Below are 12,181 nucleotides of genomic sequence, written 5' to 3' on the forward strand. Positions count from 1 at the left end.
CGCGGGCCAGACTACGAAGCACATGAGTCGCCTCTTCGTCGCCCTCTGGCCACCCGACAGCGTGATCGCCACCCTCGAAGCACTCCACCGCAAAGACCAGGTCGGTGCGCGGTTCGTCCCGCCCGAGAACTGGCACGTGACGCTCCGCTTCCTCGGCAACGCCGACCCGAACGACACGGCGGCGGCCCTCGATCGTGCCGACCTGCGCGACACGATCGTCCGACTGGGACCTGCCGTCGACGTCGGAAACGGTCGCACGCTGTTCGTCCCAGCCGCCGGTGCCGACGATCTGGCCGCGGAGGTCGTCCGCGTCACCCGCCAACTGGGCGACGAACCCGTCCGGCAACGGTTCCTCGGCCACGTCACCATCGCTCGCCTGAAGCGGGGCGCCAACATGCCACGCGCACTCGGCGAGCTGATCGAGACCGCATGGTCTCCGACCGAGATCGCCCTCGTCGAGAGCACCCTGCGCCCCGACGGCCCGCGCTACGACACGCTTCGCACCTGGCCGATCCCGACCGCCTGACACACGCCCGCGAACCCGACAGCGAGCACGTCTCAGATCGCTCGATACGTTGCGTCGAGGCGTGGTCGGCCGCCGCCGTCGGCCTCGACGCGACCGTCGGCCACGAGCTTGACGAGGTGGCCGAGCACGCTGTGCCCGGCGGGGCGATGGAGTTCGGTACGCACGGCCGCATAGAGGTCGGTGACCATCGCCGGGATCGAGTGAAGCCCGGAGCGGACCGCCTCGAGCACCTGGCGCTCGCGATCGAGTCGGTGCTCGACGAGCTGTCGCACGAAATCGGACGGATCGGGAACCGGAGCCCCGTGGGTCGGCAGCGCGACATGATCGTTGCGACCCGCGACCAAGCGGAGCGACTCGATGTAGGCGTTCATGTCGCCGTCCGGTGGAGACACGACGGTGGTGCTCCACCCCATCACGTGGTCGCCGGTGAAGATCGAGCGGGTCTCACCGTCGTCGAGGGTGAAACAGGTGTGGTTCGAGGTGTGACCTGGCGTGTGGATCGCCCGCATCCGCAAGCGCCCGAACGAGAACACCTCGTCGCCGGTCACCACGACCTCGTCGGGCACGAAGTCGACGTCGGTGCTCTCCTCCATCTTCGGTTCGTCGGCGTCGGTACCGCCCTGCTCGGCGTCGCGTTCGCGCCCTCCGTCGGCCTCCTGTCGCTGCTCCTCGTCATCGGGATCCGGTCGGCCGAAGTCCTCGGGTAAGGACCCGATGTCCCACTCCTCGGTCGCCGCGCCGTGTGGCCCGAACGCGATCGTCGGCGCGCCGGTCTGTTCTTTCAGCCACGCCGCCAAGGGTGAGTGGTCGGCATGGCAGTGCGTCACGAGAATGGCTCGGACGCGTTGGCCTTCGAGCGCGTCGAGCAACGCGTCGCGGTGCGCATCGAGCAACGGACCCGGGTCGATCACCGCGACGTCGCCGGAACCGATGATGTAGGTGCCGGTCCCGCGGTACGTGAACTTCGAGGGGTTCTCGGCAATGACCCGGCGGACCCCGTCGACGACGACGTCGGCCGCCCCGTAGGTGAAGTCGTCGTCGTCCAGTGTCACGAAGTCCATGCGCCGAGTTGACCACGTCCACGGCATCCGTGTGAAGACCGAGCGGTCGCTACTTCCAGGGGGCCGCACGGTGCGTGCCGACCGGTGCGCCATGGCCGAGCACCGGCGCGGCCATCTGCTCCGTCGTCGCTCGATGCTCGCCGTCGACGTCGACACCGAGGTGACGCAGCGCTTCGACCGTCGCGACCCGCCGAGCGAGATCGGAGCCATCGGCGACTTTCAGCACCGCAGCGCGACCGTCGGTCCGGACGAGCGCCATCACGCCGTTCGCCCCGCGCTTCGCCGCCAGGCCAGGAACGGCCTGCATCCACATCGTGTCGTCCAGCGTGCGGCCGGCGACCATCTCCGGATACGCCGACATCGCCGCCAACACCGGCGAGTCGTCGAGCGCCAAACGTCGCAGCGCCTGGGCCATCTCGCCCAACTCCAGCGCATGCGTCGGCGCTCCGCAGCCGTCGATACCGATGTGGCGAACGCTGGCGCCGAGCCCGTCGATGGTCGTGACGATCGCCCGCTGGAGCGGGTGCTCGACGTCGAGATAGTCGTCGAGCGGCCACCCGTTGATCCGGCACGTCACGAGCATCGCGGCATGCTTGCCCGAACAGTTCTGCTGCAGCGACGACGGTGACCGACCGGCGACGATCGAGGCCTCTCGTTCGGTCGGGTCGAGTGGGCGATCGGGCGTGTTGCCGAGCGCCTCGAGGCCGAGGCCGACACTCGACAAGATCTCGACGACGCCATCGAGGTGGAGTCGAGCTCCAGCGTGACTGGCCGTTGCCAACGCCACCAGACGATCCGGCAGGTCGAGCCCCAACGACAGCATCGCAGCCGTCTGGAACGGCTTGAGCGCCGACCGCGGATAGATCGTCACCGACGGATCTCCGAGCGACGCGACGACCTCGCCATCGACGCCGAGCGCGATCGCGACACCGTGGTGCATCGTCTCGACCACGCCGTTGCGGTCAGCGGTCGCGAGCAACTGCACCGCGGACGGGTCGATCTCGACGACGGCCGCGTCGGTGCCGTGTCGCTCGACGCCCGAGTCGTCACTCACGAGTCGTCGGTTCGTCACCGTCGGAGCGGTCAGCCGCGTCGCCGGGTTCGCCGTCGACACTCGACTCGTGGGCAGCGCTCGTCTCGCCTCGTCGACGCGTCGAACGACCGAACGGTACCCCGCGCTTGGCTCCCGGCGGCGCCGTCGCTGCTGCCAGTTCGTCGTCGACGATGTCGTAGCGGCGCCCCCAGTTGCCCGCCAGCGCCTGCGCCATCGCCGCGCCGGGCAACGCCAGGATCGCACCGATCGCACCGAGCATCGCGGCACCGCCCAACGCCGCACCGAACGCGACCGCCGGATGCAATTCCATCGTGCGGGCCGTGATGCGCGGCGCGAAGAGGTAGTTCTCGATCTGCTGGTACACGACGATGAAGCCGAGCACGATCGCGGCGTTGACCGGCGAGTCGATCACCGTGATGAGGATCGGCAAGATGCCAGCGAGATAGGTGCCGACCACGGGAAGGAACTGACTGACCAGTCCGACCCAGAGTGCGAGCGCGATCGGCGCCTGCGTGCCCAATGCCTGGAACACGATCCAGTGCGACAGCGCCGACAGCAACGCGAGCAGCGCCCTGGAGTAGAGGTAGCCGCCGGTCTTGGTGATGGCGAGATCCCAGGCCTGAAGCACCTGACGCTGGCGAGCCGGACGAAGGCGCGAGCAGATCACGCGTCGAAGCCGTGGCCCGTCGGCGACCAGGTAGTAGGTGAACAAGATGATCGACAGCCCCTGGAAGATCACCCCGATCACGGTGAACGACAGCCGTACCGCCTCGTCGCCCTGTGACTGGATGAACTGCTGCACCCGCCCGTCGGGATCGTTGAAGTCGTCGATCACGTTTTGCGGGTCGATCGACGTACCGAACGTCGAGTTGATCCAATCGACCGTGTCGGTGATGTAGCGGTCGGACTGCGAGAGCAGTTCAGCGACCTGCGTACCGACCAACGTGCCGATCGCCACCACGAACAAGAGCACGACCCCCAGCACGCCGAACAGGATCAGCGAGGTCGCGGTGCCTCTGCGCCACCCTCGCGCCGCCAGCTTGTTGACACCGGGCTCGAGCGCCAACGCGACGAACACCGACACGAGCAGCAGCACGAAGAGGCCCGACAGCCGGTCGAAGACGTGGCGGGCGACGAACGTGAGGAGGAACCCCACCCAGAACACGACGATCGCCGGCAACGCCCACCTGGGCAAGACTCGATCCGTGGTTCGTCGGTCGTAGGGCCGACCCGTTTCGGGGTCGATCGGAGCCCGCGTCCCCCACCGTGAATCGGCGGCCTCGTCGGCCTCGTCGGCCTCGTCGAACACGTCGTCGTGCAGCTCGTGGCTCCGGGGTCGCGCGGTGGCGTTGGCGGTGTCACGTGCCGGATCGGATGGCGGATTCGATGTCATGCTCAGGCCGACCTTCTCACAGAAAACGACGGTACATCGTCGAGCATGAGACGATGACGACATGTCGTCGTCGAGTGTGCGCGATTCCGCTGCCGAGATGCCCGACACCGACGGCGCCATCGGCAACCTCCGATCCTGGCTGGGCGCACAGATCCGTGATCGCGTCGTCGGGCCCGATGCAGATCGACGCCACGCGGAGCTCTTCGACACCGACGAAGCCGGGTGGTTCGACGACGATGCGCCGATCCGCCGTGTCCACGCCGACACCTCGATGTTCATCGGCGGGCTCCGCGCGATCCTCCTCCAGTCGTTGCACCCGCGGGCGATGGCGGGGGTCGCACAGCACTCCGACTACCGAAGCGATCCATGGGGACGCCTGCAACGCACGGCCGACTTCCTCGCGGCGACAACGTTCGGACCCGCCGCGCAAGCGCAGGCAGCCGTCGACGTGGTTCGCCGCGTCCATCGACACGTCGTGGGCACCACGCGTGACGGCCAGCGCTATGCAGCGAACGACCCGCACCTGCTGCGGTGGGTGCACCTCGCCGAGATCGACAGCTTTCTCGCCGCGCACGACCGATTCGGCGAACGGCGATTGGTTGGCGGCGAACGCGACGAGTACGTGGCCAACACCGCCGTGATCGCCCGGGCGTTGGGGGTCATCGCGCCGCCGCAGTCCGAGCAGGGGTTGCGCGATCAGTTGCGGGCGTACCGACCCGAACTGCGAGGCACACCAGAGGCCCGCGACGCCGCTCGCTATCTGCTCGTCCAACCGCCGTTGCCGCTGGCCGGACGCTCCGCCTACGGCCTCATCGCTGCATCGGCGGTGTCACTCATGCCGGTGTGGACGCGCTGGCCGTTGCGACTCCCGTGGCTTCCTCTCGCCGAGGCGACGGCAGGCCGAGCGATCGGTGACGCAGTGACCAAGACCCTGCGCTGGGCGATCGCTCCTGGCGACACGCACACCGCCTGACCCCGCCGGCGACTCGAGGGGTCGAGCGAGCGGTCGAGCGAGGGGTCGAGCGAGGCGTCAGCCGAGCGACTGGTCGACGGTGCCGACCCAACGCTGCAAGCGCTTCTTGTTCACCCCGAGATCGCTCTTGCCGTATCGAGAACGCGAGAACGCAGCGAACGTCGACGTGCCATCGCCGCGGTCGATGAAGCGCACCGACACGTAGTCGGGAAACGAGAAGAGCGCGCTGCGTTGGATGTAGGTCACGTGCCCGTCGAGCGCGGCGCCGGCCAACACGTCCACACGTGCGTCGGATCGAGCAACGGTGTCGAAGGTTCGGGCCAGATCGTCGACCGATGCCGAGTAGACCGGCGACTCCTCGTCGGCTCGAGCATCGGCGTCGAGCGGCGCGTACCGGTAGGAGTTGGGCGTGGCCGGCCTCGCCGCCGTCATCGGATCAGCATGCCATCGCTCGATCAAGTCATCCGCGCGCCGGATCGCGATCGCTGCGCCGACCACCAACGCCAGGGTGACGACGGCCGTGATGACGAGGGCGTTCATGGCGTCACACTACTGCCACGACGTCGACGCCCCGCCGCACGACGCCCCGCCCAGCGCCGCCATGCCCAGCCCCGCCAGCGACATCACGACCGCTCCAAGCGTTGGAGCGCGCTGGAGAGAGCCGGAGCGAGATCACCGTTCACTGCGACGTCGACACCTGCATCGAGCCCGAGCCACGACGCCATGTCGCACAACTCGACCGCGAGTTCCCCTGCGACGACGTCCACCGCGATCCCTGGCTCGCCGAACGAGCCGTGCACGAGCAGCCGAGAGGCAGATCGATCCGCTTGCAGATCGACACGTGCGACGAGTTCGTCGCCGAGGAGGAACGGCAACACGTAGTAGCCGTAGCGTCGCTTCGGGCGGGGGACGTAGATCTCGATGCGGTACCGAAAGCCGAAGAGCCGCTCTGCGCGGTCGCGCTCCCACACGACCGGATCGAACGGGCTGAGCAAGGCTCGGGCCCGGACCCAGCGCGGGAGGTGCGCCTCCGGGTGCAGCAACGCCGGCTGGCTCCAGCCCTCCACCTGCGCCTCGACGAGTCGACCTTCCTCGATCAACTCCGCAACCAGCGGCCGCGTCGCGGGGCGATTGAGCCGGTGGTAGTCGAGCAGGTCGGTCACCGTGCCGATGCCGTGAAAGCGAGCGGCGAGCACGACGAGTTCCTTGCGCGCCTCGGTTTCGCTCGGCGTCGGGAGATCGAGAATCTCGGCGGGGATGACCCGTTCGGTCAGGTCGTAGAGGCGAGCGAAGTCATTGGCCCGTCGAGTCGCGGTGACCTGGCCGGAGTGGAACAGGTACTCGAGTGCCAGCTTGCCGTCGTCCCAGTCCCACCACGGCCCCTTCGGGCCCTCGCGCTGGCGGAGATCACTGGCGACGAGCGGACCGTCGTCGCGCACTCGAGCGAGTACGGATTCGACGAAGCGCGGCCGCCGCTCCTGCAGGTCGGTGAACGCCTTCCAACCGCTGCGCCCCATCTGCCAGCGAAACAGCGGGTGCTGCTCCACCGGCACATGCGAGGCCTCGTGGACCCAGTACTCGAACAGTTCGCCGGCTGCGGTGGCATCGGCGATGAGCGTGCGCGGATGTGCTCCGAGTCGAGCGAACAGCGGCAACTCTTGGCTGCGCACCAACACGTTGACCGAGTCGATCTGGATCAGTCCGATGCGACCGAGCACGCGACGCAGATGCCGCCGATCGACGCGTCCGGTCGGTCGGCCGTCATTGAAACCTTGCGCGTGCAGCGCAAGGCGCCGCGCCTGTGACTTCGAGATCTGCGTCGTCGCCACGGAGGGGCCGAGGTGCCGTTCGTCGTCGGAGACGGTGATCTGCACCGAGTTGATCACGACGTCGTCGTGCGGACGGTCACTGCGGTCGGTCGCGACGCTCTGCATCGTGTCGACGATGTCGAGGCCCTTCACGACCTGCCCGAAGAGGCTGTAGGCCGGCGGCAGGCCGACGCCCGACGAGCCGGACACGATGAAGAACTGACTGCCGTTGGTGTTGGGCCCTGCGTTGGCCATCGCCACCGAGCCGATCTGGTACTGGCCGGGCTTCGGGAGTTCGTCGTCGAAGCGGTAGCCGGGGCCACCGCGGCCGGTTCCGGTCGGGTCGCCGCCCTGACACATGAAGCCGTTGATGATCCGATGGAAGATCACGCCGTCGTAGTAGTGGTTGAGCGCCAGGAACACGAAGTTGTTGACCGTGGACGGTGCGTTGACGGCATCGAGCGCGATGACGATCTCGCCGAGGGTGGTGTCCATCTTGGCCGTGTACCGCTTCGACGGGTCGATCCCCATCTCCGGCGGCGCAGAGAACTCCTGCGTCTTGGGGGCGGATCCGTCGAGGGGCGGGAATGCAGTTGCCATGGGGCCGCACCCTACCGACCGACGCGGGTGGTCGGGCCCGAGCGATCGTCACTCCCTCGCTCGTTCGGCGATCAGTTGCGGGCGTTGTAGCTCTCGATGAGGGCGTTGGCCGCTGCGGCGGTCGCGGCGAGCGTCTCGACCACGTCGGCACCGGCGTACACGGCCGCGATCGCATTTGCCGTCTCGGCGCGCACCTCGCGCTGTGGGCCGAGCGCCGGAACGGCGGCCGCGGCGCCGTCGCCCGAGGCGAGCAACTGGTCGTAGGCGACCCGGTACCGGGGGTCGTCGTCGTAGCGGGCAGCGATCGGGTCGAGTTCGAGCGCGTCGGTGCGCACGGGGATGTACCCCGTGCCCGCCGACCACGTCGACTGTGTCTGCGGGTCGACCAGATACTGCAGGAAGTCCCACGCCGCAGCGGTCTCCTCATCGCCTTGCCCCGCCGGCAGCCAGATCGATGCTCCCCCGACCTGTGCGGCTGGCGTTTCGCTCGGACCCGGCATCGAGCCGATGCCGATGTCGGCTTCGGTCAGGTCGCCACCGAGACCCGAGCCGAGCGCTGCGATGACGCTGGAGATCGCGGCGGACGTGGCAATCGTCATGGCCGCCGGCGAGGTCTGATCGATCATCCGCAAGAAGGTGTCTTGTCCGCCGGCGTTGTCGCCGACCGTCGCAGCGAGCCCGTCGTCGATCAGGTCTTGGAGGAACGTCAGCAGTTCGACACCCAACTCGCTGTCGAACAGCACCTGCGTCGCCGGCGCCGTCCGGCCATTGTCGTTGTCGGCATACAACTCCCCGGCGCGAGCGAACCACTGCTCGAAGAACCATCCGCCGCCCGAGTCGCGTCCCGAGTCGAGCGCGATCCCCACGCCCGCGACGCCACTGTCGACGAGTTGCTGCGATGCGGCGCGCAGTTCCTCGAGCGTGACCGGCGGATCGTCGGGGTCGAGCCCCGCCTCCTCGAACATGAGGCGGTTGTAGAACAGCACCGGATTCGAGACGTTGAAGGGCAGTCCCCATTGGATCCCCTCGAAGGTGTAGGCGCTCAGCGTGCCCGGAACGAACGCGGAGAGATCGAACCCGCTCGCCTCGATGCACGCTTCGACCGGCACGAATGTGTCGGACTGCGCGAACGACTGCACGACGTATTCGGGCAACTGCACCACCTCGGGGCGAGCGCCTTCGCCGGACTGGATGTACTTGTCGATGGTCGATTCGTAACTGATCTGGTTCTGGAGGTCGACGATCACGCGATCCTGGCTCGCGTTGTAGTCGTCGACGGTCTGGATCAGTGCCGTCTCGAGTTCGTTCGCCATGCCGTGCCAGAAGGTGATCTCGACCGGCCCGTCCGCCGCGTCGAGCGCCTCGACGGGGCACGGCGCCAGATCGGCGAGCGGAGCGACCGTCGTGGTCGGGCCGGGCTCGGTCGTGGTCGGCTCGGTCGTGGTCGGCTCGTCGTCCGTCGGGCCGGGGTCCGTCCCGCTGTCGGGGTCGGGGGTCGACGGCTGCGTCGAGGCGCCGGTGTCATTGCCGGTGTCATTGCCGGTGTCATTGCCGGCATCGAGCGCCGAGTCTCCCGAACTGCAGGCGGCAGCGAGCAGCGCAGCGACGCTCAAGATGGCGAGAGATTTCATCGAGGACTCCTATGGGGCTTGACAGAGGTGACGGGCACCGAGATCATCCTTTCACCGCACCGGCGGTGAGGCCGCGGACCAACTGGCGTTGGAAGACGACGAGCACGATCAGGATCGGGACGGCAGCGATGATCGTGCCCGCCATCACGAGGTTGGGTGCATCGAGATTCGACTTGCTGAGCAGTCGCAGACCGCTCTGTACGGTGTGGCGATCCTGGTCGCTGATGACCAGGCTGGGCCACAGGTACTGATTCCAGGTCGACAAGAAGCTGAACAGCGCCAACGCTGCCAACGTCGGACGGACGAGCGGAATGCCCACGTGTCGGATGAAGCCGAGGTGCCCGATGCCATCGATGCGCGCCGCGTCGCGCAGGTCGCTCGGCAACGACAGCAACGCCTGGCGCATCAAGAACGTGCCGAACGCCGTCGCCAGGAACGGCACGGTGAGGCCCTGCAAGGTGTTGAGGCCCCCGAGCCACGTCGGCAGCGTCCAACCGAGGATCGGCAAAGTGACGCCGTCGCCGAGGGACTGCATCGTGTCGAAGTTGACCACCACCGTCGCTTCCAAGGGCACGAGCAGCGTGGCGAGGAACGCGAGGAACACGAGCTTGCGACCGGGGAACCGAAGGTAGGCGAACGCGTAGCCAGAGAGTAAAGAGGTCGCCACCTGCGCGAAGGTGACGATGGTCGCGACGAGCAGCGAGTTCCACAGGTAGGTGCCCAGTCGACCCGACGTCCACGCCTCGCGGATCAGATCGAGGGTGAATCCGTCGGGCAGCAACGGGTTGTCGAACAGGCGGTTGCTCGGCTTGAACGCAGCGATCACGGTCGTGTACACGGGAAAGAGCACGACGATCGACACGCCGATCAGCAGGGCGTAGCGACCGATGCGTCGCCACCCTCGCGGATCGTCCCACGCGTTTCGCTTCGGCGTCTTCCACGCCGTCGAGTCCGGCGTCGATTTCCGTTTCGATTTCCGTTTCGATGTCAGGTCCGATGTCAGCATCGAGTCCGGTTTCGGCGTCGGTCTCGGCGTGGATTCCGACGCCGGGTTCGTGACGGCGCTCATGCGAAGTCCACCCGGCGTCCGAGACCGCGCAGCTGCAACGCCGACAGGACGAGCAGGATCACGAACAACAGCACGGCGCCGCCAGCCTGCAGGCCCGCATCGCTCGACAACACCGACGACTCGCCGTACACGAAGTACGTCACCGTCGTGGTCGAGTTCTGCGGTCGGGGGCCGCCGTTGGTCAAGAGGTCGACTTCGCCGAACGTCTGGAAGGCGCGGGTGGTCAAGACGATGATCACGAACAGCAGCGTGGGAGCGAGCATCGGCACGGTGATGCGCCAGAAGCGGATCGTTCCCGTCGCACCGTCGACCGCCGCTGCCTCGTGCAACTCTCTGGGCACCGACTGCAACGACGCCGTCACCAAGATGAAGGTGAAGCCGAGCCCCGCCCACACGCTCGACAACGCGACCGACGTGAGCGCGGTGCCGGAGTCGCGCAGCCATCCCGGATCGCGCACCGACGGGAACAGCGAGTTGAACCATTCGACGTTCGCCAGCGCACCCACCGACGGCTGCAGCAGGAACAGCCACATCAGGCTCGCCACCGCGACCGACGTGGCGATCGTCGACGAGAAGACCGTGCGGAAGATGCCGAGCCCGGAGAGGTACTTGTCGGCCAGCACGGCGAGTCCGACCCCGAGGACGAGGCCGAGCGGCACCGAGATCAGCGCGAACTTGACGGTGACCCACAGCGCACCTTGGAACTCCGTGGACCAGAACAGGTCGAGATACTGGTCGAATCCGTTCGACGTGCAGCGGTTGCCGAACGCATCGCAACGTTGCTGGCCAAGCCACACGGCACGTGCGAGCGGGTACACGATGAACACGCTCAGGATCAGCGCTGACGGCGCCAGCATCGCAGCAGCGAGAGAGAGCTCGCGCCACTTCCACGAGCGTCGCGTCCCGGACATGCCACGACTGTACGACTTCGGGCCTGAACGTTCGGCGACTTCGAGATGAACGACCAGCGCTGAGGCTGGCCCAGGTGTCACACCGTGGCGCCGCTCCGGTGTGACACCGGGACATCCCTCCGGTGCAGCCCGCTCACATCGGATCGGGGAGACTCGACGCCACGATCCGCCGCACGCCAGCAGGAGACGCACATGGACCAGCACGAACCGCAGTACGAACAGATCACCGTGCACGACGACGGCGACGTCCGCGTGATCACCCTCCACCGCCCCGACAAGCTCAACGCCTGGACGCCGCGGATGAGCGCCGAACTCACCGACGCGTTTCGGTCGGGCAACGTCGACCCGTCGGTCGGCGCGTTCGTCGTCACCGGCGCGGGCCGGGGTTTTTGCGCTGGCGCCGACGTCGGCGAAGTGTTCGCCTCCCAGCTCGACGAGTCCGACGGACCTGGTGATCCGACCGACGAAGGGAGCCGCGAGACAGCCGACGAGACGGCGGGCGAGGCAGGGCGCGGCGAGGATTGGGTCGCGCTCATGCGGGCGTCGAAGCCGGTCGTCGGCGCGATCAACGGCGCAGCGATCGGTGTCGGGCTCACCTTGGTGTTGTCGATGGACTTCCTCGTCGCGCATCCCGATGCGAAGCTCTCGGCACGATTCGTGAAGATGGGCGTGGTGCCGGAGCTGGCATCGTCGTACTTCCTCGTGCAGCGATGCGGCTGGGGCCACGCGTCCGACCTCGCACTGTCGGGCCGAACCGTGCTCGGCACCGAGGCGCTGCAACTGGGCCTCGTCGACGAACTCGCCGACGACGTGGTCGCAGCGGCCACGGCCCGAGCGCGCAGCTACGCCGAGAACGCCCCGCCGTCGCTGCGGTTCGTCAAGCAGTTGCTGACCGAAAACGGCAGTGAGCCCGACCTCGATCTCGTGCAGCGGCGAGAACTGCGAGCGCTCGGCGCGGCCTATCGCACGCCCGAGCATCGAGAGGCCGTCCAGGCGTTCTTGGAACGACGCCCACCGTCATTCCGGTGAAGGAGCGCCAGCACGCCGGCGCGGTGCCGGCGCGGTGCCGGCGCGGTGCCAGCGCGGTGCCGGTCCGCGACGGATCGCCCCTCGAGATATTCCCGACTGGGCGGTGAAACTTGACCGTCGCTGAAC

The 12,181-nt window shown here is 67.7% G+C and carries 11 protein-coding genes and 1 pseudogene; 3 read left to right on the forward strand and 9 right to left on the reverse strand.

The window, feature by feature from the left end:
* Nucleotides 1-22 precede the first annotated feature (22 nt).
* Nucleotides 23-526, forward strand: a complete 504-nt coding sequence (thpR, locus tag ACE37B_RS09350) for an RNA 2',3'-cyclic phosphodiesterase (RefSeq protein WP_409923057.1) — start codon at nt 23-25, stop codon at nt 524-526.
* 32 nt (nt 527-558) lie between these two features.
* Here thpR and ACE37B_RS09355 read toward each other — a convergent pair whose 3' ends face one another.
* The 3 genes from ACE37B_RS09355 to ACE37B_RS09365 are packed head-to-tail and all read right to left on the reverse strand — an operon-like array spanning nt 559 to nt 4,034.
* Nucleotides 559-1,587, reverse strand: a complete 1,029-nt coding sequence (locus tag ACE37B_RS09355; protein ID WP_409923058.1) for an MBL fold metallo-hydrolase — start codon at nt 1,585-1,587, stop codon at nt 559-561.
* 49 nt (nt 1,588-1,636) lie between these two features.
* Nucleotides 1,637-2,641, reverse strand: coding sequence for an asparaginase (locus ACE37B_RS09360; protein ID WP_409923059.1), 1,005 nt, complete (start codon nt 2,639-2,641; stop codon nt 1,637-1,639).
* Nucleotides 2,634-4,034: an AI-2E family transporter gene (locus ACE37B_RS09365; RefSeq protein WP_409923060.1), complete on the reverse strand. Its 1,401-nt coding sequence runs from the start codon at nt 4,032-4,034 to the stop codon at nt 2,634-2,636. The genes ACE37B_RS09360 and ACE37B_RS09365 overlap by 8 nt, the downstream gene beginning before the upstream one ends.
* A 97-nt stretch (nt 4,035-4,131) precedes the next feature.
* Between ACE37B_RS09365 and ACE37B_RS09370 the strand changes: the two genes are divergently transcribed.
* Nucleotides 4,132-5,007: an oxygenase MpaB family protein gene (locus ACE37B_RS09370; protein WP_409923662.1), complete on the forward strand. Its 876-nt coding sequence runs from the start codon at nt 4,132-4,134 to the stop codon at nt 5,005-5,007.
* A gap of 57 nt (nt 5,008-5,064) precedes the next feature.
* On the opposite strand, the gene ACE37B_RS09375 is transcribed toward ACE37B_RS09370, so the two are convergent.
* The 6 genes and pseudogenes from ACE37B_RS09375 to ACE37B_RS09400 form a co-directional block, all read right to left on the reverse strand.
* Nucleotides 5,065-5,547 (reverse strand): DUF1499 domain-containing protein, encoded by a 483-nt coding sequence (locus ACE37B_RS09375; protein WP_409923061.1) that lies wholly within the window; start codon nt 5,545-5,547, stop codon nt 5,065-5,067.
* An 83-nt stretch (nt 5,548-5,630) separates the two neighbouring features.
* Complete coding sequence (locus tag ACE37B_RS09380; RefSeq protein ID WP_409923663.1) at nt 5,631-6,836, reverse strand: winged helix-turn-helix domain-containing protein; 1,206 nt, start codon at nt 6,834-6,836, stop codon at nt 5,631-5,633.
* A 51-nt stretch (nt 6,837-6,887) separates the two neighbouring features.
* Nucleotides 6,888-7,415: pseudogene (locus tag ACE37B_RS09385) on the reverse strand (peptidylprolyl isomerase); the annotation flags it as partial.
* A 71-nt stretch (nt 7,416-7,486) separates the two neighbouring features.
* Nucleotides 7,487-9,046 carry an ABC transporter substrate-binding protein gene (locus ACE37B_RS09390; protein WP_409923062.1) on the reverse strand — a complete coding sequence of 520 codons (1,560 nt, stop codon included), beginning with the start codon at nt 9,044-9,046 and terminating at the stop codon, nt 7,487-7,489.
* Nucleotides 9,047-9,089: 43 nt separating this feature from the next.
* Complete coding sequence (locus tag ACE37B_RS09395) at nt 9,090-10,115, reverse strand: carbohydrate ABC transporter permease (RefSeq protein ID WP_409923063.1); 1,026 nt, start codon at nt 10,113-10,115, stop codon at nt 9,090-9,092.
* Nucleotides 10,112-11,026, reverse strand: coding sequence for a carbohydrate ABC transporter permease (locus ACE37B_RS09400; protein ID WP_409923064.1), 915 nt, complete (start codon nt 11,024-11,026; stop codon nt 10,112-10,114). The genes ACE37B_RS09395 and ACE37B_RS09400 overlap by 4 nt, the downstream gene beginning before the upstream one ends.
* Before the next feature lie 192 nt (nt 11,027-11,218).
* On the opposite strand from ACE37B_RS09400, the gene ACE37B_RS09405 reads away from it, so the two are divergent.
* Nucleotides 11,219-12,055 (forward strand): enoyl-CoA hydratase/isomerase family protein, encoded by an 837-nt coding sequence (locus ACE37B_RS09405; RefSeq protein WP_409923065.1) that lies wholly within the window; start codon nt 11,219-11,221, stop codon nt 12,053-12,055.
* Nucleotides 12,056-12,181: the final 126 nt, after the last annotated feature.

The organism is Ilumatobacter sp., from assembly GCF_046290335.1.
Classification (GTDB): Bacteria; Actinomycetota; Acidimicrobiia; order Acidimicrobiales; family Ilumatobacteraceae; genus Ilumatobacter_A.